Source organism: Corynebacterium sp. zg-331 (genome assembly GCF_014267345.1).
Taxonomy (GTDB): Bacteria; Actinomycetota; Actinomycetes; order Mycobacteriales; family Mycobacteriaceae; genus Corynebacterium.
This window is the reverse complement of record NZ_JACMYD010000007.1, coordinates 60225-82901: the sequence shown is the minus strand read 5'-3', so window position 1 is coordinate 82901 and position 22677 is coordinate 60225. Positions and strand designations below refer to the sequence as shown.

The following is a 22677-nucleotide window of genomic DNA, read 5'->3' as shown; positions in this document are numbered from 1 at the left end:
GTGGATAACTCAGCGCCTGTGGATAACCCCGATGGGGTGCCATTGGTGGGGGGGAAAGGCGTCGCGATGCCGCGCAGTGGCACCCCGTGGGGCAGGTGGAAGAACCGGCGCGATTCTAAGGAGCACGGCGGCCCCGCTAAGGGGTGCCACCACACCTCCGGGGCGCCCCGAAGAAGCCATAAGGGCACCCCAAAGCGCCGCCATCCCAGGGCTACCCCTGGAAATCGGTCAGCATCTCTCTCATGCGCTTGCCGGCCTCGGGTCCCTCGTAGGCTTCGACGACCTCGTCTACCAGTCCGGCCTGGCGGATGGTGCCGTGATCCACCCAGAGGGCGGTGTTGCAGAGCTGGGCGAGGAAGTCGTTGGAATGGGAGGCAAACACGAGGATGCCGGAACGCTGCACCATCTCCTGGAGGCGCACCCGGGCCTTGGCCATGAAGGCGGCGTCCACGGCGCCGATGCCCTCGTCGAGGAGCAGGATCTCGGGTTCGATGGAGGTCACCACCCCGAGGGCCAGCCGCACCCGCATGCCGGTGGAATAGGTGCGCAGCGGCATGTTGAGGTACTCGCCGAGCTCGGAGAACTCGGCGATGTCGTCCATTTTTTTGCGCATAGACCGGCGGGTCTGGCCGAGAAAGAGGCCGCGGATGATGATGTTTTCATACCCGGAGATCTCCGGGTCCATGCCCACGCCCAGGTCGAAGACGGGAGCCACCCGCCCCCGGACTGCGGCGGAGCCGCGGGTGGGCTCGTAGATCCCGGAGAGCAGGCGCAGGAGGGTGGATTTTCCGGCGCCGTTGTGTCCCACGAGGCCCACCCGGTCGCCCTCGCGCAGGTGCAGGTTGACGTCGCGCAGTGCCTCGACCACCACGGTGTTGTCCTGGTTGCGGCCGATGGCCCCGCCGGCGGCCCCCAGGAAGGCCTTTTTCATGGAGCGGGATTGGGCGTCGAAGATGGGGAAGTCTACGCAGGCGTTGTGGGTATCGATGGAAACCACGGTCTTGTCCAAATTCCTCTCTTATACCCAGTAGCTGACGCGGAAGCGCCATTGGCGCATGGCCAGCAGGGTGAGGGCCAGGCCGCCGGCGGTCAGTCCGAGGACGATCCACCAGTGGTAGGCGGGCAGCGGCGTGCCGATCATGGGCGCGCGCACGATCTCTAGGTAGTGGTACAGGGGGTTGAGCTGGGCCAGGTGGGCGCGCTGATCGGCGCCGTCGATGTTGTCGCGCAGGGTGGAGGTCATCCACACGATGGGGGTGACGTAGAAGAGGAGCTGGGTGCCGGCGTCGAGAAGCGGGGAGACGTCGCGGTATCTGGTGGCGATGATGCCAAAGAACATGGCCACCCACGCGCCGTTGAGGATAAGGAGGGCGAAGGCCGGAACCGTGAGCAGGATGTTCCACCCCAGGTGGCGCGGGAAGATCAGGATGAGGGCCACCCAGATCACCAGGTTGTGTGCGAGGAAGAGCGTCTGCTTCCACACCAGCCGATACACATGCACGGACAGTGCGGAGGGCAGCTGCTTGATGAGCCCCTCGTTGTCGATGAAGACGTCCGCGCCCTCCTTGATGCAGCCGGAGATGAATCCCCAGATGATCAGGCCCACGGTCACGTGCGGGAGGAAGTCCGCCAGCGGGATGGCGAAGAGTACGGAGTACAGCAGCCCCAGGGCCAGGGCCATCACGCCGGTGGCGATGGTGATCCACAGCGGCCCCAACACCGAGCGCTTGTAGCGCTGCTTGATGTCCTGCCAGCCGAGCTGCAGCCACAGTTCGCGCTGGCCGAAGCCGCGCACCAGGTCGGCCCATGCGGCCCGGAAGGTCCGGGACTGGGATGCGGCGGCATCACCGGTTTCTCGCGTCATCCGGGCGATGTCTGCTCTGAGGGGTTGCATGGTCTCCCAGCCTAATCGAGGGCGCTGCCGCGGCGGGTTCGGGGCGTTGACGTGCGCGTGTGGCAGTTCGTCTCGGGTTGGCAATACACTTCAGGAATTAGCGCTGTCAGAAAGAGGAGGCTATGGGCTACGACGTTGCGGGGGTTCGGGGGCTTTATAGTGCGCTCGGGGACGGTTGGACGTACCTCAACGCGCACGAGCAGCCTCAGATTCCGGAGCGGGTGATCGCGGGCGTGGCCCGCGCCTTCCGCACGGCCCCCACGCCCATCCGGAGCGACGGACCCTCCCGCCACGGTCACGCCGCGCGCCTGGAGGGGGATCTGCACGTGCAGGCCGCGCGGGTGGCGGTGGCCGACCTCGTGGGCGCCACGCCCGAGCGTGTGGTGTTGGGCAGCAGCCTGGAAGTCCTCTACCGTAACTTGTTGACCTGCATGAAGCCCATGCTGCGCCACGGCTCCTCCGCGGTGGTCTCCCGCCTGGATCGCCCGGAGCTGTCTCAGGCGCTCGTCGACGCTATCCCGGACGTCCGCTGGGCGGAGCCCGATCTCGCCACCGGGGAGCTGCCCGCCTACCAGTACACCGAACTGGTGGACCGCAGCACCAGGCTGGCCACCATCCCCGCGGCGCACGACCTCGTGGGGGTGGTCACGCCGGTCAAGGAGATCGTGGACGCCGCGCACCAGCTCGCCCGGCTGTGGGTTTTGGTGGATGCCTCGGCCTACGCCCCGTACCGGCTTCTCGACGCCGGCGAGTGGGACGCGGACATCATCGCCCTCGACCTGGCGGCCCTGGGCGGCCCGCAGCTGGGCGCGCTGATCTTCCGCGACGAGCGGATGATCCGCCGCCTGGAGCGGCCCGAGCGGCTGGAAGACCCCATCTCCGCCGGCCTGGCCGGCGGGGTTCCCGCGCTGGTGGATCACCTGGCCTCCCTGGCGACGGGGGCGCGCGGTTCCCGCCGGGAGCGGCTGCGCTACTCCATGGATCACCTGGACTACTACCTCAGCGACCTCGGCCGCGATCTCGTGTTCTTCCTGGGTTCCCTGCCCAGCGTGCACATCGTCGGTGTTTCCGGGGAGGCCGCGGCCGAGGCCCACGTGGATCGCGTTCCCCGCATCTCTTTCGCGGTGCGCGACGTCCCGGCCCGGGCCGTCTACCAGCGCCTCCTCGATAACGATCTCTACACCACCATGACCCCGCACACCCCCCTGCTCGAGGCGATGGGCATCGAGGAGATCGGCGGCGCGGTCACCGTCTCCCTGGCCCCCTTCAGCCAGGGCCACGACGTGGATCACCTCACCCGCGTGGTGGCCTCCCTGGGCTAACCATTGGCGCAGACCGCCAGCGCCACCTTCCCGGTGACCTCCCCGTTCCTGAGGGTGGCGTGGGCCCGGGCGGCCTCAGCCAGCGGGTAGGTGGCGTGCACGCTGTGGCGCAGGGTGCCGTTGGCGAACATGGGCCACACGGCGTCCACAGTGGCGGAGACGATCCGCGCCTTGTCCTCCAGGGCGCGGGCGCGCAGGGTGGTGGCGTGAATGCTCTGGCGGCGCGGCAGCATGGCGCCCAGGTCGATCTGGGCCCTGGTGCCCCCCTGGAGGCCAATAAGGATGAGGCGGCCGTCAAGCGCCAGGCAGCGCATGTTGCGATCCAGGTATTTCGCGCCCATGATGTCGAGGATCACGTCGCAGGAGCCGCGCAGTTCCTCCGCGAAATCCCGTTCCCGATAATTAATGAGAATATCGGCGCCCAGGCGTCGGCAGAACTCTAGCTTCTCGGCGGACCCGGCGGTCACGGCGACCTCCGCCCCCAGGGCCTTGGCCACCTGGATGGCGCAGGCCCCGATCCCGCCGGCGCCGCCGTGAACCAGCAGGCGCTGACCGGCTCCCAGGCCGGCCACCATCCCCAGGTTCGACCACACGGTGCAGGCCACCTCCATCACCGAACCGGTCTCCGCCAGGCTGAGCCCTTCGGGCACCGGGGCCAGCTGCCCCTGCGGCACCGCCACGAACTCCGCGTATCCCCCGCCGGCGAGCAGGCAACCCACTTCCTCGCCCGCACGGCGGCCGGTATCCCCGGCGTCCACGATCGTGCCGGAACACTCCAGGCCGATGACCTCCGAGGCTCCGGGCGGCGGAGGATAGTGTCCCTGGGCCTGCAGCAGGTCGCCGCGATTGACCCCCGCGGTATGAACTTTCACGAGCACCTCGCCCGGCCGCAGTTCGGGCAGTGGGGTCGAGGCGAGCGTCAGGGAGGTGGGATCGGCGGGGTCGATGAGCGTGATTGCTTGCATGGCCCCCAGGGTAGAGCCTCCGGTTGGGTTGGGTAGGGTGAAAAGTGCCGCAGCGGCGGCGAGGAGACGTGGCAGAGCGGCCGAATGCACCGGTCTTGAAAACCGGCGGGTGTCACAGCCCCAGGGGTTCAAATCCCCTCGTCTCCGCTTTTTCTTGCGTGGTGTGAGCGCTAAGGGGTGCCACCTTCTGGGCGCGGCGGCCGGGCACGGTGCCGATGGCACCCCTTAGTGTTGTTGGCGCCTATCGACGCGTCCGCCTCACCCCGCCCCCGTCCCTAAGGGGTGTCAGCTGTTGCTTCCGACGGGCCCGAACCCGGGAGGTGGCACCCCTTGGTGCTGTTGTGCTGTTGCACGGCCACTCGGGCACCGCGCGCTGGAGGAGATTCCGGTCGCTAAGGGGTGTCACTGGCGCCGAAAACCCCGCCAACCCCTCCTAGTGTCACCCCTAAGCGTCGTTGCTGTCGGCGCCGTCGAGGTGATTGACCCCGCCGAGCCCGAGCTCGCGCCAGGCGGCGATGACCTGATCCACCTCGTCCTTGGTGGTCACGGTGAGGCGCACGCCGTCGGGGAAGGCGCGGACGAGGATCCGCCGGCTGGCCAGGGCCTCGGAGACGCGGGTGGGGTAGTCCGGGTCGCCCTCTGGGGTGGGGAGCCAGAGGAAGTTGCCCTGCGAGGGGAGGGAACCGATCTCGGTGGCAAGGCGCTCGCGTTGCTCCACGATCTCCTCGGTCCGGGCGAGGAGTTCCTCGCCGGCATCCAGGGAGGCGATGGCGGCGGTCTGGGCCACGGTGGACACGGAGAAGGGGATGCCAACCTTATCGAGGGCTTCGATGTAGTCGGCGGGGCCAAAGGCGTAGCCCACGCGCGCGCCGGCCAGGCCGTAGGCCTTGGAGAAGGTGCGCAGGGCCACGAGGTTGGGCCACCGGCGGATTTCCAGGGTGCCCTCGGGGGTGTCTGCGGCGCGGTTGAACTCGTAGTAGGCCTCGTCGAGGGCCACGGTGATGTGGGCGGGGACGCGCTGCATGAAGGAGTCGAACTCTGCCTGGGTCAGGGTGGCGCCGGTGGGATTATTGGGGTTGCACAGGAAGATGAGCGTGGTGCGCTCGGTGATGGCCGCGATCATGGCGTCGAGGTCGTGGCGCCCGGTCTCATCGCCGGGTACCATCACCGGCTTGGCCCCCACCACCTGGGCGAAGATGGGGTAGGCCTCGAAGCTGCGCCAGGGGAAGATGACCTCGTCTCCGGGGCCGCTGGTGATCTGCACGAGCTGTTGGCACAGGGCGGAGGAGCCGCATCCGGTGGTCACCTGCCCCACCGGCACGCCGAGGTGGGCGGCCAGGCGGCGGCGCAGGGCATGGACGCCCATGTCCGGGTAGCGGTGGGCCCCGGCCGCGGCGGTGCTCATGGCCGCCGCCACCGAGGGCAGCGGCGGAGTGGCCATCTCGTTGGAGGAAATCTTGATGGCGTGGTCAAGATTCTCGCCGGGCACGTAGGCGGGGATGGAAGAGAGGTCGGGGCGAATCATAGCGCTAGTCTAGCGTGGCGGTTTGTTATTGCCGTGAGGCACCGGCTATCATGCCAAGAGGTTTAGGAGACGTGCCAGAGCGGCCGAATGGGGCTCACTGCTAATGAGTTGTCCTCTTAACGGGGGACCGGAGGTTCAAATCCTCTCGTCTCCGCCACGCGCCCGTGGCTCAACGGATAGAGCATCTGACTACGGATCAGAAGGTTGGGGGTTCGAATCCCTCCGGGCGCACCAGGTAGAGGCCCTGTCTTTATTCACTTTTCGCGGTGGAGGACGGGGCCTTTTTCATATTCCCACGGCGATACAGGAGTTCCCATGGCCTCGGAGAAGATCATGCGCCTCGACCTCGATCCCGCCCGTGCCCCGCAAGTGGTGCAGGAGTTGGCGCAGGCCCCCATCCACGAGGTGATCGACCTGGTGGAGCGCAGTTCCGCCAGCCGGGCCGCGCTGATTCTGCGACTGCTTGCCCGCAGCCGGGCCATCGACGTCTTTGACGCCCTCGATCCCGCCCACCAGGCGGACCTCATCGGGGCCCTGCAGAGCAAGGAGACCTACGACTTCTTTGAGGACATGGACCCGGACGATCGCGTGTCCCTTCTCGACGAGTTGCCCGCGGAGATCGCCGAGCAGCTGCTGCGCAACCTGGACGCCACGGAGCGCGACATCACCGGCGTGGTGCTGGGCTATCCCAGGGGTTCGGTGGGCCGGCGCATGTCGCCCGAGGTGCCCACCATCTACGCGGACATGACGGCCGGGGAGGCGCTGGCCGAGCTGCGTCGCCAGGCCCACGACGTGGAGACGATCTACCTCATTCCCATCACCAACCGGGATCGCACCCTGGTGGGGGCGTGCTCCCTGCGCACGGTGTTCACGGCCGCCCCACAGACACCGCTGAGCGACCTCATGGCCGAGCCGGTCTACGCCAACGCGCACGACGACGCCGAGGAGACCGCCCGCTGGTTCCTCCCGCTGGATTACCTCGCCATTCCCATCGTGGACGACTCCACGCGCCTGGTGGGCATCCTCACCTTCGACGACGCCGCCGACATCGCGGAGGAGGCGGAATCCGAGGACTCCGCCCGCGCCGGTGGCGCCGAGCCGCTCCAGCAGCCCTATCTTTCCACGCCGCTGCTGAAGCTGGTGCGCTCCCGCGTGGTGTGGCTGCTGGTGCTGGCGGTCTCCGCGCTGCTCACGGTTAAGGTGTTGGACGCCTTCGAGGCCACGCTCTCTCAGGCCGTGGTGCTCTCATTGTTCATCCCGCTGCTCACCGGCACGGGCGGCAACACGGGCAATCAGGCAGCCACCACGGTCACGCGCTCGCTCGCGCTGGGCGACGTCCGCAAGCGCGACGTCGCCCGGGTGATGTGGCGCGAATTTCGGGTGGGATTGACGCTGGGCGCGCTGCTGGGCGCGCTCGGCTTCACCCTGGCGACCCTGGTGTATGGCCTGCCGATCGGCATGGTGATCGGGCTGACCATGCTTGCGGTGTGCACGATGTCCGCCACGGTGGGCGGGGCCATGCCCATCATCGCCAAGACGGTCGGGGCCGACCCGGCGGTGTTTTCCAACCCCTTCATCTCCACGTTCTGTGACGCCACGGGCCTGGTCGTGTACTTCTGCATCGCCAAGGCCATCCTGGGCCTGTGACCAGGTAATTTGTCGGCCTCTAGGGGGAGGGGTAACCTTTTCACCCAGAGCGGCACGACAGTGTTGCCTGCGCCCGTGGCTCAACGGATAGAGCATCTGACTACGGATCAGAAGGTTGGGGGTTCGAATCCCTCCGGGCGCACTTTTTTATGCCTGGGGATCGTCAATCTCGCGGGCGACACGAAGGGGTGCCATTCGGTAGTGGTGCGGACGGGGTGGGGCGAGGTGACACCCCTTGGCGCGGTTAAAACACCTCGATCCGGGCCCCCAGGGCTTCCGCCTGGACGAGCTGGCGCTCCCAGCCGTGCGCGCCGGGGTGGACGCGCAGCACCGGGCGGGGGGATATGGGCAGGGGGCTCACCGAGTCTTTGAGCGCCCCGGAGCGGGCCTCGAAGCGCACGCGGGAGCGGTGTCCGGCGTCGCTGAGCTCCCGGAGCTGGGGCTCGGGGCCGGTGAGCTGGGCGCGGGCCTCCCCGAGCAGGGCCAGCGCCTCGTCCAGGGCACCGACCAAGGCCTCGGAGTTGGTCTCGCACATGGCGCGCACGAGCGAGGGCGCGGTGCCGGCCACGCGGGTGCCGTCGCGGAAGCTGCCCGCCGCGAGCGAGAGCGCGAGTGCGCCGCCGTTATCGCCGGTGATGGCCAGGGCCTCGGCCAGCAGGTGCGGCAGGTGGCTGACCCGTGCCACGGCGGCGTCGTGGCTGCCCACGCGGGCGGGGATCGCCTCGGCGCCCACGGCGGCGATCATCCGGGCCACGTCCGCCCACAGCGCCACCCACGCCGGGGTGGGGGTGGCCTCGCAGGCGTGATCGAAGGTGATGACCCAGGCGGCGCCGTCGAAAAGCCCCCGGTGGGAGGCCTTCCACCCGGATTGGGCTGTGCCGGCCATGGGGTGGCCGCCCACGTAGCGCGACTCCATGCCGCGGGCGCGCACCAGCTCGTAGACCCGCGACTTCACGGAGGCGACGTCGGTGAAGCCGCACCGGGGGGCGTGTTCGTTGAGGGCATCGAGCAGCTCCGGGAAGGCGGGAAGGGGGGTGGCGAGCACCACGAGCGCCCCTTCCTCGTTGGCGCGGCGCAGGGTGGCGCGCAGGTCGGAGCCGACGTCGAAGCCCTCGCCGGCGGCGGTGCGCGCGCCGGAGGGGGAGCGATGGTAGCCGTAGACGGGGTGCCCGGCGGCGTGGAGATCGCGCAGCAGCGAGCCGCCGATGAGGCCGATGCCGAGGATGCACACGGGGCGGAAAACAGCGGTGGAAGTCACCTGACAAGTGTGGCACATTCCGACTACCGTTACGGGGTATGGAACCCGAGGACTACGGCGAGAGCTTTGCGGTGACGGTTACCCGCGTGGCCGGCCGGTGGCAGGTGCGCGAGTACGACGACGACTTCGAGACGATCGCGACTGCCGTGGCCGCCGTGCGCGCCCTGCGCAGCGAGGGGCCGGCCTTCGCGCTGCTGTGCGTGGAGGACGATTACTTCGTCATCGTGCGTCCCACCCCCCAGCGCGTCAAGCTGCTGCTGTCCGACGCCGTGGCCGCCGTCGAGGACGACTTCGCCGCCGCCATTCTCGACGAGATGGACGCCGAGATCCCCTTGGACGCCACCGAGGACGATGCCTGGGCCGAGGGTGACTTCGGCATCCTCGCCGACCTCGGCCTCTCCGAGCAGGTGCTGGGCGTGATCGCGGACGATGACGAGGCCTGGCCCTCCGAGCAGCTCGTCCGCATCGCCGAGGAACTCGACTTCGACTCCGAGCTGCTCGACGCTACCGGGCTAGACGAGTGATGCTGCCCACCCCCGTGGGCCTGCGCCGCGCCGAGGAGGCCATGCGCCGCGCCCTGGAGGTGGCCTTGACCACCCCGCCCGGCGACGTGCCGGTGGGGGCCGTGATCCTCGCCCCCGACGGCACCGAGCTGGCCCGCGCCACCAACCGCCGCGAGGCCGACGGCGATCCCACCGCGCACGCGGAGGTGGTGGCGATCCGCCGGGCGGCCCGCGCCCAGAGCGACGGCTGGCGCCTCCACGACTGCACCCTGGTGGTGACCCTGGAGCCATGCGCCATGTGCGCCGGGGCGCTGCTGGGTGCGCGCGTGGGCTCGGTGATCTTCGGGGCCTTCGAGCCCAAGACGGGGGCCTGCGGTTCCGCCTTTGACCTGGTGCGCGACCGGGCGGCCCTGCACCACCCCCAGGTGCGCGGCGGGGTGCTCGAAGCGGAGTGCGCGGGGTTGCTGGAGCGGTTCTTCGAAGAACACCGTCCCATCAAGTTTTGGTAACAGAATAATGACAATGGTGGCGAGACGCCCGAGGGATCCCTATGCTCGGTGAAGAGCGAAAGGAGAAACATTAATGGGTTTTCTAGATGACGCCAAGGACAAGCTGAACGACGCCAAGGACAAGGCCACCGACGTGGCCTCCGATCTGAAGGATCAGGCTGCGGATGCGGCGTCCGAGGCCAAGGACAAGGTAGAGGAGAAGAAGTAAGATGGGCGATCTTCAGGATAAGGCGGAGGGCCTGGCCGGCAAGGCCAAGGAGGCCGTGGGCGACGCCACCGATAACAAGGATCTCCAGAACGAGGGCAAGGCCGACCAGGTGAAGTCCGACTTCAAGGAGAAAGTCACCGAGGCCGGCGAGGCCATCAAGGACAAGGCCAACGAGGTGCTCGGCGCCTTCAAGAAGGACTAGCCCCCTTGATTTGAGCCTTGGGCCCTGGCTCGGATAACCTACTTGGCGGTGGCGTGTCCGAGCGGCCGAAGGTGCTCGCCTCGAAAGCGAGTGTTGGGTAACCCCCAACCGCGGGTTCAAATCCCGCCGCCACCGCTCACAACCCGGTTTCCTCCTCGACGAGGGGCCGGGTTTTTTCCTGCCCGCCCCTCGCCCCAAGGGGTGCCGCCTCCCCGCCGCCCGGCTCGATCTCGAGGGCAATGGCACCCCTTGGGGCGCGAGGGGCTGCGGCGACCCCGTCGCGCGAAGGGGTGTCATTGGGGGCGTCGATACGTCGCACCGAGGGCCACTGGCACCCCTCTGTAGACTTGTGGGGTCGTGAGGATGGATGGAGGACGTGGTTCGTGGCTGAGCTGTTGTACTCGCTGGGGTGCTGGTCGTTTCGCAGGAAGTGGTGGGTGCTGTGCACCTGGCTGCTGGTACTGACCGCCATGGCGGGCGCGGCGCTATCGCTCATGCGGCCGTTTACTAACCAGTTCTCCATCAATAACTCGCCCGCGATCGAGGCCACGCGCATGCTGGTGCGCAACTTCCCGGATCAGGGCAATCCCGTCACGGCGGCCTCGGTGAACGTGGTATTCCAGGCCCCGGAGGGCCAGAAGCTGAGCGATCCGCACAATGTGGCGGCCATCGACGACGTCATCTCTGCGCTGCGCGCCGACCTGGGCGACCTCATCACGGATACCCAGCGCTTTGGCAACCCGGTGACCACCTCCGTGGAGCTGGAAAAGCAGGTGATGCAGACCTCCGTGGACTCCGGCCTCCCGGAGGAGACCGCGAAAAAGGACGCCGAGAACCTGCGCCTGCTCTCCCCGGACGAGACCATCGGGTACACCACCTTTGCCCTCGACGTGGCCACCTCCATGGACGTCACCCAGGAGCAGCGCGATGCCGTGACGGCCGCGATGAACAAGGGGCGCGCCGAGGGCTTGGTGGTGGAGGCCGGCGGGGCGGGGTTTGGCGATCCCATCGCCATTAAGACCTCCAGCGAGGTCGTCGGCCTGGTGGTGGCCTTCCTGGTGCTCATCGTCACCTTTGGTTCCCTGGTGGCCGCCGGGCTGCCGCTGATCACGGCGGTAGTAGGCGTGGGTATCGGGGTGCTCAGTATCCTGCTGAGCACCCGCTTCGTGGAGCTCAATAACATCACCCCCACCCTGGCGGTGATGATCGGCCTGGCGGTGGGCATCGACTACGCCCTGTTCATCCTGGCGCGCTATCGCGCGGAGCGTGCCCGCCTGGCTCCCCAGCAGGCCGCGGGTATGGCCGTGGGCACGGCGGGCACGGCCGTGGTCTTCGCGGCGGTGACGGTGATCGTGGCCCTGGCCGCCCTGGCGGTGGCAGGCATTGGGTTCCTCACGGCGATGGGTTTGCTGGCGGCGTTCACGGTGTTCGTCGCGCTGCTGGTGGCGCTGACCCTGGTGCCCGCCTTGCTGGGCATCGCCGGGGATCGGGCCTTTGCGGGCGCGATCCCGGGGGTGGCTGGGAACAAGCGCCCCGCCCGCCGCGCCTCCCACCGCCGCCGGATGACCCTGGGCCGGCACTGGGTGCTCCTGGTGCATCGCATCCCCGGCCTGACCATCGCGGTGGTGGTGCTGGGGCTGGGCGCGCTGTCTTTTCCGGTGAGCAAGCTGGAGATGGCCCTGCCCTCGGATTCCACCTCGAACCTGGAGACCACGCAGCGCAAGTCCGCGGACCTCATGGCGGAGGGCTTCGGCGCGGGTGTGAATGCCCCGTTCTTGCTGGTGGTAGACGCCCACGAGGCCCTGCCTCAAGCCCCGGCGCTGCGCACCTTCATGGAGGCCCAGGGGGAGACCGCGGCCCAGGATCCGCGCCGGGCGGCCGCCTTAAGCTCCTTTATCTACGCGGTGGATACCATCGACGGCATGGCTGGGGTGAAAAACGCCCAGCTGGTGGGGGCCAACGAGGACTATACGGCCGCGCAGATCATGATCACCCCGTACACCGGCCCGGACGATCAAAGGACGGTGGCGCTGTCCCACGCCCTGCGCGAGCGGGCGCACGAGATCGCGGCCGTCACGGGCACCTCGGTGGGGCTGACCGGGCTCACGGCGGTGCAGATGGACATCACGGAGACCCTGGCCGGCGCCATGCCGTTGTACCTGGGGATCGTGGTGGGCCTGGCGATCGTGCTGCTGCTCCTGGTGTTCCGCTCGATCATGGTGCCGCTGGTGGCGGGCCTGGGCTTCCTGCTCTCGGTGGGGGCGGCCTTTGGGGTGACGGTGTTGGTGTGGCAGGAGGGCCTGTGGGGCCTGGTGGGTACCCCGGCGCCGCTGATTTCGTTTATGCCGATCTTCCTCATCGGCGTGACCTTCGGCCTGGCGATGGACTATCAGGTCTTTTTGGTCACCCGCATGCGCGAGCATTACGCCCACTCCGCGGGGGCGGCGGGTTCCCGGTATACGGCGGTGGAGGAGTCCGTCATCGAGGGCTTCGCCCGGGGCGCGCGGGTGGTCACGGCGGCGGCACTGATTATGATCGCCGTGTTCGTGGCGTTCATCGACCAGCCGCTGCCGTTCATCCAGATCTTTGGCTTCGCGCTGGGCATGGGGGTGCTCTTCGACGCCTTCTTCGTTCGCATGGCCCTCGTCCCGGCGGCGATGTTCGTGCTGGGCCGGGCCACCTGGTGGATGCCGCGATGGCTCGATACGATCCTGCCCTCCCTAGACGTGGAGGGCTCCGCCCTGGAAAAGAAGATAATAGGTAACGCATGACTGATCTTTCCTTCGACGTACGCACCCGCCTGAGCAGCCAGCAGCCGGGCAAGCACGGCCGCACGGGGGTGATCCGCACCCCGCACGGGGACATCGCTACCCCGGCCTTCATCCCGGTGGCCACCAAGGCCACGGTCAAGACGCTCACCCCGGAGCAGATCCGGCAGACCGGCGCCCAGGCGATCCTCTCCAACGCCTATCACCTCTACCTTCAGCCCGGTCCGGAGATCGTGGACGAGGCGGGGGGCGTGGCCGCCTTCGAGAACTGGCACGGCCCCACCTACACCGATTCTGGTGGCTTCCAGGTGATGAGCCTGGGCGTGGGCTTTAAGAAGGTGTTGGCCATGGACGTGGCGCAGCTGACCACCGCCGACGTCCGCGCCGCCAAGCGGGAGCGCCTGGCCAAGGTGGACGAGGACGGCGTGGATTTCAAGTCCGTGATCGACGGCTCCGCGCACCGCTTCACCCCCGAGGTCTCCATGTGGATCCAGCACCACCTGGGCGCGGACATCATGTTCGCCTTCGACGAGCTGACCACCCTGGTCGATAGCCGCGCCTACCAGGAGGAGTCCCTGGTGCGCACCACGCGCTGGGCGCGGCGCTGCCTCGACGAGCACGATCGGCTCACCCGGGAGCGGGGTCACCGGCCCAAGCAGTCCCTGTGGGGGGTGGTGCAGGGCGCGCAGTACGAGGACCTGCGGCGGCGCGCGGCCCGCGACCTCGTGGCGCTCTCCGACGCCGCCGAGGTCCAGGGTCGGCGCGGCTTCGGCGGCTTCGGCATCGGTGGCGCCCTGGAGAAGCACAACCTGGGCACCATCGTGGGGTGGGTGTGCGACGAGTTGCCCGAGCACAAGCCCCGTCACCTGCTGGGCATCTCCGAGCCGGACGACCTCTTTACCGCCATCGAGGCGGGTGCGGACACCTTCGACTGCGTGGCCCCCACTCGCCTGGGCCGCCGCGGCGGCGTCTACACCCTCGACGGGCGGCGCAACCTCACCAACGCCCGCTTCAAGCGGGACTTCCGGGGCATCGACGAGGAATTCGGCGGCTACGTCTCCGACAACTACTCGCGGGCCTACATCCACCACCTGCTCAAGGCCAAGGAGTTCTTGGCCGGGACGCTGTGCACCATGCACAACCTGGCGTTCATGGTGGGGCTGGTGGATAACATCCGGGCGGCGATGGAGCGCGGCGATTACGAGGATTTCCGGGACGAATTTTTGGGCCGTTATTACCACCATTAATTACCCAGGACCCCGCGCCGTGTGAGAAAATGCGCTGGTGGCCAAGCAGCAGATGAGTATAGCCCAGGGCGGCAAGCACCGCCGCGCCGACGGGAGGGCCAAGGCGCCGAAGAAGTGGTCCACCGCGGTATCGACGATCTCTGCGGTGATGATGACGCTGGACATCACCATCGTGCTCGTGGCCCTGCCCGCCATCTCGGAGGACCTCGGCCTCACACTCTCCGGTGGCCAGTGGGTCATCAACGCCTACTCCCTGGCGTTTGCCTCCCTCATGCTCAGCGTGGGCAGCATTTCCGACCTCATCGGGCGGCGCTCGATCTTCCTGATCGGGCACGTGCTGTTCCTGGGGGCGTCGATCGCCTGCCTGAGCGCGGACTCGCAGTCCATGCTCATCGCGGCGCGCGCGGTGCAGGGCGCCGGCGGCGCGCTGGTGTTTGGCACCTCGGTGCCGCTGCTGTCCGACGCCTTCACCCCCGCCGAGAAGGAGGAGCGCACCAAGGCCATCGCGATCCTCATGGGTCTGTCCGCGGCGGCCTCGGCGGTGGGGCCGCTGGTGGGCGGCGTCCTGGTGGAAAACGGGCGCTGGGAGTGGATCTTTGCCATCAACGTTCCCATCGGTCTGTTCGTGCTGGTGGCCACGCTGCTGTTCATCCCGGACCTGCACAAGCGGGCGCGCGAGGCCGGGGCCACGGAGATGCCGCCCATCGACGTGCCCTCCACGATCGTCGCGGCGGGCATGCTCTTTAGCCTCAACTACGGCATCATCTCCGGGCCGGATCGCGGCTGGACGGACTGGCTGGTGGTGCTCAGCTTCGCCGCCGCCCTGCAGCTGGGCGTGATCCTGGCCTGGATCCAGACGGCCAAGGGCGATAACGCGATGATCGACATCCGCCTCTTCCGTATCCCCTCCTTTTCCACCGTGACCTTTTCCGCGTTCGCCGCCCGCCTCTTTAGCTTCGGCATGATGCCCTTCATCGTGCTGTGGCTCTCCGGGCACGTGGGGCTCTCCGCCCTGGAGATCGGTTACGTCTCCACCACCCTGGCCGGGCCGATCGTGCTCTTCTCCGCCGTGGGGTTGGGCCTGGGCAAGGTCATGCGCCTGAGCTTCGTGCAGGCGCTCGGCATGCTCATCGTGGCCGGGGGCCTGTTGCTGGGCCTGATGGTGCAACCGGATTCCAGCTGGCCCGCGCTGGTGCCCTCCTACGTGGTCATCGGCATCGGCACCGGCATCATGCTGCCGCACCTGATGGACCTCGCGGTCTCCGTGGTGCCCCGGGAAAAGACCGGCACCGCCTCCGGCATCGCCAACACCTCCCTGCCGCTGGGCACCAGCTTCGGCGTGGCACTCTACGGGGCCTACCTGTCCAACCACGTCGAGGACGGCATGGCGGGCGCCCCCGAGCAGATCGTCGCTGCCACGGAGGGCGGCCGCTTCGACCTCGTGGATCGCTTTGCCCCCCAGCTGGGCGCGCTGGCCCGGGAGGTGTTCGTGGAGGGCCTGCACGGCATCTTCATCATGGCCGCGATCTTTGCCGTGGTGGGCGCGGTGGCCTGCCTGGCCTTCATCCGGGAAAAGGACATCCGGGTGCCCGAGGAAGAACCGGCCGAGGTGCCTGCCGCCGAGCCGGCCGCTCGGGTTCCGGCCCCCGTTCCCGCCCTCGCCCCGGCGGCCGGTCATCCCGTGGACCGCGCCGAGCTGGTGGCGCGGGCCCGCCAGCGGCTCAATAATTCTCGCGGTGTTTGATCCACCCGATCACCGCGTAGGTCACTGGCAGCAGCACCACCTCCAGGCCGGTCTTCCAGGCGAAGCCCACGATCAGGTAGTTCAACCCGTCGCCCCAGGTGGTAATGCCGATCACCGGGGCGGCGATCAGGCAGAACAACAGGGTATCTCCGAACTCGCCCACCACGGTCGAGCCGAGCAGACGGGCCCACAGGCGGTCCTCCCCGGTGCGGCGCTTCAGGGCCACCAGCACGTAGGAATTGAGGAGCTGTCCCACCAGGTACCCGGCCAGAGAAGCGAGCACGATCCGCGGCACCAGGCCCAGGACGAGGGAGAACTCCGCCTGGTTCTCGTAGAAATCGGCCGCCGGCAGCGCGATGGCGAGGTAAAAGGACGCCACCGCCAGCAGCGTCACCGCAAAACCGGTGAGGATGGCCCGCCGCGAGGCCCGGAAGCCGTAACACTCCGCGAGCACGTCGCCCAGGATGTAGGCGGCGGGGAAGAGGAAAAACGCGCCGTCCGTAATCAGCGGGCCGAGCGCCACGCCTTTGGTGGCGGTGATGTTGGAGATGAGGAACACCGCCACGAAGAGCGTCACGATCACCGGGTACAGGGAGCGCTGGATGGGAATGAATCTGGCTTCTGTGGAGCTGGTCACGGGTTACATGCTGCCATAGGGGTGCCAGTGCCGGTGGATGGGCGGGCCGCGCCGGGGGAGGTGGCACCCCTTGGGGCGCGGGGGCGCCGGGTGGGGAGACGTATCCTTATCCGATATGGGACCAGAGAAACCACAGCCGAGCCCCCTGGAGCACAATGCGCGGGGTGCGGGGCGGTACGCGCCGTCGCCAAGCGGGGACCTGCACTTTGGCAACCTGCGCACCGCCGTGCTGGCGTGGCTCTTTGCCCGGCGCACGGGGCGGCGGTTCTACCTGAGGGTGGAGGACATTGATACGCAGCGTTCCTCGGTGGACAGCGCGCGGCGCCAGATCGAGGACCTTGAGGCGCTGGGCCTGGATTTTGACGGGGAGCCCACCTACCAGTCCGATAACACCAGCGCCTACGAGGCGGCGCTGCGCGCGCTCACGGAACGCGGGCACGTGTTCGAGTGTTACTGCTCGCGCAAAGACATCCAGGAGGCCGCCCGCGCCCCGCACGCGATCCCCGGGCGCTACCCCGGCACCTGCCGCGACCTGCCCGACGACGAGCGCGAGCGCCGCCGCAGGGAGCTCATGGCGCAGGGCAGGGTCCCCGCGCTGCGGCTGCGCGCGGAGGCGCGGCGGTGGCGGGTGCGCGACGGCTTCCTGGGTGACTACGAGGGGGAGGTGGACGACTTCATCCTGCGCCGCGGCGGGCAGCAGCCCGACTGGGCCTACAACCTCGCGGTGGTGGTGGACGACGCCGCCGCAGGCATCGACCAGGTGGTGCGCGGCGACGACCTCGCTTCCTCCGCGCCCCGACAGGCCTACCTCGCGCACGCGCTGGGGCTGCCCGCCCCCGGCTACGTGCACGTGCCGCTCGTGCTCGGTCCCGAGGGCAGGCGGCTAGCCAAGCGCGACGGCGCCGTCACCCTGCGCCAGATGCGTGCCGACGCCCCCGTGGCCCAGGTAGTCGCGCGCCTCGCGGCCTCCGTCGGGGTGGAGGACTGCGACTCCCTGGCGGGGCTGCTGGAGGAGTTTGAGCCGGGGGCGGTGCCGAGGGAGGCGTGGGTGTGGAAGTGAAAAGGGAGGCCCGGGGAGCCGATAGACCCCGCGGGTGCGGGGAGGGGTGCTCCATGGCGGTTCGCACAGAGCACAAGTAGGCTCACCCCGACGAGCGCAATGATGTCGGGACCCGGGCGTGAATATAATATTATCAACACTTGAGCTCTATATTTAATTTTTTTTTAAGGTATACTCTCTCGTGGTATGGAGGAAGGATACGTGTTCCCCACATCGAATCCCCAGGTCGCGGCGCTCTGGGCCAAATCGGGGGACGAAACCGGCTGGCTTTCCCTTCCGCAGCACATGGTGGATGCCGCCTGCGTGGCTGAGTGTCTCTGGGAGACATGGCTGGCGGATTCGGTTAAGGGGTACCTCACCTCCGCCACCGGCCTGGGGGAGGGCGACGCGCGGATCCTGGTATCCTGGCTCGCCGGTCTGCACGATTGCGGCAAGGCCACCACCCAGTTCCAGTGTCAGATCGAGTCGCGCCCGGAGTACGCGCACATCGTGGCGGGCGTGCGAGAGGCGTTCCCGGTGACTCGGCGGCTCACGCGGGAGAGGCTGCGCCACGAGCTGGCCTCCGAGGTGATCCTCAACCGCTGGCTCCGGCGGCAGGGCCTCAACCCCAGGGTGGCGCTATCCCTCGCCCAGGTGGCGGGCGCACACCACGGCAAGGCTACCGATCCGGTGATGCTCAGCCGGGCCGAGGATCTCCTTGATGAGCACGCCGAGCACTGGCACCGCGCCCACGCGGAACTGATCGCCATGATCAACCAGGCCACGGGCATGACCACGGAGTTGTTGCGGCGGGTCGCGAGGATCCAGGCCCCCGCCCAGCAGCTCCTCACCGGCCTGGTGATCATGGCGGATTGGATCGCTTCTAACGCCGAGGCTTTCCCGATGGTGACGGACACCACCCAGGAGGAGCGCACCCGTCGGGGCATGGCGGAGATAGCCTTGACCCCGCCGTGGCGCCCGGAGTCCCCGGGCGACCTTGCCACCGAGGATCTCATCGACGCCTATTACCGCAAGATCTTCGGCTGGCCGGAGGAGTTCGGGGCGCGCCCCATTCAGCGGGCGGTGGTGGAGGCACTGGGGGAGGTGGAGGGGCCGAGCCTGCTGATCGTCGAGGCCCCCACGGGGGAGGGAAAGACGGAGACGGCGCTGGCCGCCGCCCAGATCATTGCGGGGCGTACCGGCGCGCAGGGCGTGGTATTCGCCGCGCCCACGATGGCCACCGCCAACGGCCTCTTCGAGCGCGTGTTGGAGTGGGCCGAAGGGGCGGCGGCGGGGGAGGTGGCCTCCATGTACCTGGGGCATTCCAAGAGCGGGTTGTCTGCGTCGTACCGTCATATCCAGGAGGATCGCGGAGAGGAGCACGGTGCGGTGGTGGCCACCCAGTGGCTGCGCGGGGTGAAGCGGGGGATGCTCTCGAACTTCGTGGTCTGCACGGTGGATCAGGTGCTCATGCTGGCCCTGCAGGCCAAGCACTCCATGCTGCGCCACCTGGGGTTGGCGGGCAAGGTGATCGTGGTGGATGAGGTGCATGCCTACGATGCCTACATGGGTTCCTACCTGCGCAGGGCCTTGGAGTGGCTGCGGCACTACGGGGCCTCGGTGATCCTGATGAGCGCCACCCTGCCGGTGGGGCAGAAGCGCACGCTGGCGCAGGCCTACGGGGGCGGTGGCGCGGAGGGTACGGCCTATCCGCTGCTCACGGTCGTCGATGAGCGCGGCACGCGGGAGGTGCCGGTGCCCGCGCGGCCCACCGAGCTGCACGCGAGCGTGGGGCTGCTCGACGATTCCCCGGAGGCCCTGGCGGCGTTGGTGGAAGGGGGCGGATGCGTGCTGGTGGTGTGCAACACGATCCGGCGCGTGCAGGAGACGTACCGGCTGCTTGATGGGCGCTTCCCGGGGGAGGTGGAGCTGCACCATGCGGCCTTCATGGCCTCGGATCGCGCGGCCAAGGAGGATGCCCTGCGCGCCGCGCTGGGGCCGCGGGCGCATCGGGGGGCCGGGCGGCCCGAGCGGCGTTGCGTGGTGGCCACGCAGGTGGTGGAGCAGAGCCTGGACATTGACGTGGATCTGCTGGTCACCGACATCGCGCCGATGGATCTGTTGATTCAGCGCGTGGGCCGCCTGCACCGACACCGCCGCCCGCCGGAGGACCGCCCCGCGCACCTGCGGCAACCGCAGGTGTTTATTCGCGGGGTGGAGAAACGCGAGCCGGTACCGGTGTTCGAGCGGGGTACCGCCGCGATCTACGATCCCGCCGTGCTGCTGGCCACGATGGCGGTGCTCGAGGAGCGGGTGCTGACCGAGGGGCTGCACCGCCCGGACGACATCGCCCCGCTCGTCCACGCCGCCTACGCGGAGGACAGGGAGGTACCCGGGCCCTGGCGGGAGGCGTGGGAGCAGGCCCGGGAGAAGAGCGCGGCGGCGCGGGAGCGCTCCGAGCGGCGGGCCGCGACGTATCAGTTGCCGAGGCTGGTGCGGGCGAGGGGCAGCTTCGCCTCGCTCTTCGCGCGTTATTCGGAGGGCAACGCGGCGCGCACGGGGGAGGAGGCCGGGGCGGCGCAGGTGCGCGACGCGGACCCGAGCGTGGAGGTGATCCCGATCGTGGGCGGCGAGTATGGCTATCGGCCCCTGGGATACGGGGGAGCACCGATCGCCGAGGGCGCCACCCCCGAATACCCCCTGGCACTGCATTTGGCATCCAGCACGGTGAGGCTTCCGGGGAGACTTACCGCACGATATAGTGACTTTGAGGCTGTCATTACCCAGCTGGAAGAGGAAACCCCCGTGGGGTGGGCGCAAAGTTACCTGCTTAAGGGGCAGGTGGCCTTGCTGCTCGATGAGAATTGCGAGGCGACCATCAATGGAATTAGGCTGCGCTACTCCCTGGAGTTGGGCCTAGAGCAGGGAAGAGAGGAAGGGTAATGGCGGAGAGCTTTTCGTTGATCGACGATCCCTGGATCGCTTGCGTGCGCGGCGGCGGCACGCAGGAGCTGGTGAGCCTGCGTCGGATTTTTAGCGTCGTCGAGGCCGGCGAGGCTCCCGTGGTGGGGCTGCGCGGGGACTCCCCGGCGCAGGACTACGCCGTACTCCGGCTGCTGCTGGCGATCTACTGGCGGGCCCACAGCGAGGCCATCCACCGCGACCAGGGCGAGGACTACGAGCACGCAGATTGGTTCGAGGAGCAGCGGGAGGTGGCCCGCGTGGGCGAGGCGGATAGCACCGTGCTCGACTACCTGGAGGAATACCGCGAGCGCTTTGACCTGCTGCACCCGCAGAGCCCGTTCATGCAGGTGGCGGACCTGCACACGGAGAAAGACACTCGGCTGGAGGCCCGGCGCATCGTGCCCGAGGCGGAAGACGAATACTTCACCATGCGCGCGGGTGCGGCGCGCGGCACCTTGGCCTTTGCCGAGGCCGCCCGCTGGTTGATCCACGCCCAGGCCTACGACTACTCCGGCATCAAATCCGGTGCGGTGGGCGACCCGCGCGTCAAGGGCGGCAGGGGCTATCCCATCGGCACCGGGTGGACGGGGAGCACCGGGGGCACCGTGATCGTGGGCGCCACCCTGCGCGAGACCCTGGCGCTTAATACCACCCCGGACTGCCTGCTGGACGAGGCGGGAGCGGATCGGACCGTGTGGGAACGCGACCCGGATACCCCCGCGCAGCGCCGACCCAGTGCGGAGGCAGTCTATCCCACCGGGCCCGCCGATCTGGCCACCTGGCAATCGCGCCGGGTGCGGCTCTTTCACGATGGCGAGCGGGTCACCGAGGTGCTGGTGAGCAACGGCGATCGCATCCCGGAGGCCGGGGCCAACATTATGGACGACCCCATGACCCCGTATCGCTACAGCGCCAATAAGTCGAAGAAAGGGCACGACGTGTATTACCCGCGCCCCTTCGACACCGACCGCACGATGTGGAAGTCCCTGGAACCCCTCCTCGTGCTGGAGGGCGATCCCGGGTTCACGGAAAAAAAGAGGGCGCCCAAGCGCCCGCAGACCCTGACCCAGCTGGCTGAGCTGCGCGCCAAGGGAGTGATCCCCGAGTGGGCAAATATCCAGATCGTGTCCGTGGCCTACGGGCCCCAGGCCTCCTCCATCGCGGAGGTGGTGGCCGGCTCCATCGAGATCCCGGTGCGCCTGCTGGGCGAGGAGTCCCGCCGCCAGCGTCGCCTGCTGCTGGATAACGCCCAGGCCACGATGGACGCCGCCATCGCGCTTGGTTCCTTCGCCGGGCAGCTGGCCACGGCCGCGGGCGGGGAGTATCAGTTCCACTCCGCCCCCACGGACACGCTGCTCGCCCGCCTGGAGCAGCCCTTTAGCCGCTGGCTGGCGGGCCTGGAGGAGGGGAAACTGCACGAGCACGCCGAGAGGTGGCAGCGCTACGTGCGGGGCCGTGTGCTCACGGAGGCCGAGGTGTTGTTGCAGGGGCTGAGCCCGCAGGCGCTGGTGGGCAGGGAAAAGACGGACAACGGTATTTCGCGCATCGAATCCGCGGCCACGGTGGTGCGTCGGCTGCACAAAAAACTCGACGATGCCCTGCCTGCCACTGCGCGGCCCAAGGCGACAGAGGGAGAGGAATAAATGGACAACAACATGCAGGAAGCCGTGGGCGCCACCGTGAGGCGGCTCCAGGACGAGGTACTGGGTCGGCGCGGCGAGCGGGCCCAGGCCCGCGCCCGCGGCGTGCTGGCGCAGCTGCGGCGCGGGGTGGGCCGACCCATCGAGAGCGATCCCCTGGGGCTGTCCAGGGTGCTTTTGACCCTTGACCCGCCGCTGGATCGGGGGTTACTGGGAAGAAGCGATGCCGCCACACCGGGGGAAACCGCCGCGTATCACGCGCTCACGCTGTTTGCCTGGCACATGCAGAGCGCGCGGGAACCCATGCACGTGCCGGGGCGGTCCTTCGCGACGGCCTGCGGGACGCTGTACCGGCACACGGATTCTGATTCCTTTAAGCCGCGCTTCGATGCGATGGTGCTTGCCGGATCCACCCATTCCCGGTTGCAACTCCTGCGCAGCCTCGTCGCCCTGTTGCGCGGGAAGGGCTTGGGTTTTGACTACGGCCAACTCGCCGCCGATCTGCGCGCCCTGGATAACCCCCGTGTTCGTCAGCGCGTGCTGATGCGCTGGGGTAGAGACTTCGCCCGTATCCCGCCGGAAACCACCGATCACAACTCCTAGAC

The 22677-nt window shown here is 68.5% G+C and carries 19 protein-coding genes and 5 tRNA genes; 18 read left to right on the top strand and 6 right to left on the bottom strand.

The genetic code is table 11. The annotated features are described in order from the left end of the window. Nucleotides 1–211: 211 nt before the first annotated feature. Together H7347_RS08615 and H7347_RS08610 are read right to left on the bottom strand one after the other, a co-directional pair. Nucleotides 212–997 carry an ABC transporter ATP-binding protein gene (locus H7347_RS08615; RefSeq protein WP_186337426.1) on the bottom strand — a complete coding sequence of 262 codons (786 nt, stop codon included), beginning with the start codon at nucleotides 995–997 and terminating at the stop codon, nucleotides 212–214. A 21-nt stretch (nucleotides 998–1018) separates the two neighbouring features. Continuing rightward, nucleotides 1019–1894 carry an ABC transporter permease gene (locus H7347_RS08610; protein ID WP_152823103.1) on the bottom strand — a complete coding sequence of 292 codons (876 nt, stop codon included), beginning with the start codon at nucleotides 1892–1894 and terminating at the stop codon, nucleotides 1019–1021. Nucleotides 1895–2016: 122 nt separating this feature from the next. On the opposite strand from H7347_RS08610, the gene H7347_RS08605 reads away from it, so the two are divergent. After that, nucleotides 2017–3216, top strand: a complete 1200-nt coding sequence (locus H7347_RS08605; RefSeq protein ID WP_152823102.1) for an aminotransferase class V-fold PLP-dependent enzyme — start codon at nucleotides 2017–2019, stop codon at nucleotides 3214–3216. Here the strand turns inward: H7347_RS08605 and H7347_RS08600 are convergent. Next, nucleotides 3213–4181, bottom strand: a complete 969-nt coding sequence (locus H7347_RS08600; RefSeq protein WP_152823101.1) for an NAD(P)H-quinone oxidoreductase — start codon at nucleotides 4179–4181, stop codon at nucleotides 3213–3215. The genes H7347_RS08605 and H7347_RS08600 overlap by 4 nt on opposite strands. Before the next feature lie 62 nt (nucleotides 4182–4243). Between H7347_RS08600 and H7347_RS08595 the strand changes: the two genes are divergently transcribed. After that, nucleotides 4244–4328, top strand: a tRNA-Ser gene (locus tag H7347_RS08595). Nucleotides 4329–4626: 298 nt separating this feature from the next. On the opposite strand, the gene H7347_RS08590 is transcribed toward H7347_RS08595, so the two are convergent. Beyond that, nucleotides 4627–5706 carry a histidinol-phosphate transaminase gene (locus H7347_RS08590; RefSeq protein ID WP_152823100.1) on the bottom strand — a complete coding sequence of 360 codons (1080 nt, stop codon included), beginning with the start codon at nucleotides 5704–5706 and terminating at the stop codon, nucleotides 4627–4629. 65 nt (nucleotides 5707–5771) lie between these two features. Here H7347_RS08590 and H7347_RS08585 point away from each other — a divergent pair. From H7347_RS08585 to H7347_RS08570, 4 genes are all read left to right on the top strand, one after another. After that, nucleotides 5772–5863, top strand: a tRNA-Ser gene (locus H7347_RS08585). A gap of 1 nt (nucleotide 5864) precedes the next feature. Beyond that, nucleotides 5865–5940 (top strand) — tRNA-Arg (locus H7347_RS08580). Nucleotides 5941–6021: 81 nt separating this feature from the next. Then, a complete protein-coding gene (gene mgtE, locus H7347_RS08575; RefSeq protein WP_152823099.1) occupies nucleotides 6022–7353 on the top strand; it encodes a magnesium transporter in 1332 nt (443 codons plus the stop codon). Nucleotides 7354–7422: 69 nt separating this feature from the next. Beyond that, nucleotides 7423–7495, top strand: a tRNA-Arg gene (locus H7347_RS08570). Nucleotides 7496–7597: 102 nt separating this feature from the next. On the opposite strand, the gene H7347_RS08565 is transcribed toward H7347_RS08570, so the two are convergent. After that, nucleotides 7598–8629, bottom strand: a complete 1032-nt coding sequence (locus H7347_RS08565; RefSeq protein WP_152823098.1) for a prephenate dehydrogenase — start codon at nucleotides 8627–8629, stop codon at nucleotides 7598–7600. Nucleotides 8630–8649: 20 nt separating this feature from the next. Between H7347_RS08565 and H7347_RS08560 the strand changes: the two genes are divergently transcribed. The 8 genes from H7347_RS08560 to H7347_RS08530 all read left to right on the top strand — a co-directional run bounded on the left by H7347_RS08560 (nucleotide 8650) and on the right by H7347_RS08530 (nucleotide 15792). After that, a complete protein-coding gene (locus tag H7347_RS08560) occupies nucleotides 8650–9135 on the top strand; it encodes a tRNA adenosine deaminase-associated protein (RefSeq protein ID WP_152823097.1) in 486 nt (161 codons plus the stop codon). Beyond that, nucleotides 9135–9623: a nucleoside deaminase gene (locus H7347_RS08555; protein WP_152823096.1), complete on the top strand. Its 489-nt coding sequence runs from the start codon at nucleotides 9135–9137 to the stop codon at nucleotides 9621–9623. Before H7347_RS08560 ends, H7347_RS08555 begins: the two co-directional genes overlap by 1 nt. A gap of 73 nt (nucleotides 9624–9696) precedes the next feature. After that, entirely contained in the window at nucleotides 9697–9831 is a 135-nt protein-coding gene (locus H7347_RS10820; protein WP_255476854.1) for a hypothetical protein, read from the top strand. Nucleotide 9832: 1 nt separating this feature from the next. Beyond that, entirely contained in the window at nucleotides 9833–10033 is a 201-nt protein-coding gene (locus H7347_RS08550) for a CsbD family protein (RefSeq protein ID WP_152823095.1), read from the top strand. A 47-nt stretch (nucleotides 10034–10080) separates the two neighbouring features. Next, a tRNA-Ser gene (locus H7347_RS08545) sits at nucleotides 10081–10168 on the top strand. A 248-nt stretch (nucleotides 10169–10416) separates the two neighbouring features. After that, nucleotides 10417–12804, top strand: a complete 2388-nt coding sequence (locus H7347_RS08540) for an MMPL family transporter (RefSeq protein WP_186337414.1) — start codon at nucleotides 10417–10419, stop codon at nucleotides 12802–12804. Continuing rightward, nucleotides 12801–14048 (top strand): tRNA guanosine(34) transglycosylase Tgt, encoded by a 1248-nt coding sequence (tgt, locus tag H7347_RS08535; protein ID WP_152823093.1) that lies wholly within the window; start codon nucleotides 12801–12803, stop codon nucleotides 14046–14048. The genes H7347_RS08540 and tgt overlap by 4 nt, the downstream gene beginning before the upstream one ends. Before the next feature lie 37 nt (nucleotides 14049–14085). Further along, nucleotides 14086–15792 (top strand): MFS transporter, encoded by a 1707-nt coding sequence (locus H7347_RS08530; RefSeq protein ID WP_370513947.1) that lies wholly within the window; start codon nucleotides 14086–14088, stop codon nucleotides 15790–15792. On the opposite strand, the gene H7347_RS08525 is transcribed toward H7347_RS08530, so the two are convergent. Then, entirely contained in the window at nucleotides 15770–16429 is a 660-nt protein-coding gene (locus H7347_RS08525; protein ID WP_186337413.1) for a queuosine precursor transporter, read from the bottom strand. The two genes, H7347_RS08530 and H7347_RS08525, sit on opposite strands and share 23 nt — an antisense overlap. Before the next feature lie 115 nt (nucleotides 16430–16544). Between H7347_RS08525 and gluQRS the strand changes: the two genes are divergently transcribed. The 4 genes from gluQRS to casB all read left to right on the top strand — a co-directional run bounded on the left by gluQRS (nucleotide 16545) and on the right by casB (nucleotide 22675). After that, nucleotides 16545–17489 (top strand): tRNA glutamyl-Q(34) synthetase GluQRS, encoded by a 945-nt coding sequence (gene gluQRS / locus H7347_RS08520; RefSeq protein WP_152823092.1) that lies wholly within the window; start codon nucleotides 16545–16547, stop codon nucleotides 17487–17489. 186 nt (nucleotides 17490–17675) lie between these two features. Further along, nucleotides 17676–20411 (top strand): CRISPR-associated helicase Cas3', encoded by a 2736-nt coding sequence (cas3, locus tag H7347_RS08515; RefSeq protein WP_152823091.1) that lies wholly within the window; start codon nucleotides 17676–17678, stop codon nucleotides 20409–20411. After that, the gene (gene casA, locus H7347_RS08510; protein WP_152823090.1) at nucleotides 20411–22075 is read left to right on the top strand and encodes a type I-E CRISPR-associated protein Cse1/CasA; all 1665 of its coding nucleotides are present in this window, start codon (nucleotides 20411–20413) and stop codon (nucleotides 22073–22075) included. The genes cas3 and casA overlap by 1 nt, the downstream gene beginning before the upstream one ends. Continuing rightward, entirely contained in the window at nucleotides 22076–22675 is a 600-nt protein-coding gene (gene casB, locus H7347_RS08505) for a type I-E CRISPR-associated protein Cse2/CasB (protein WP_152823089.1), read from the top strand. Nucleotides 22676–22677 lie beyond the last annotated feature (2 nt).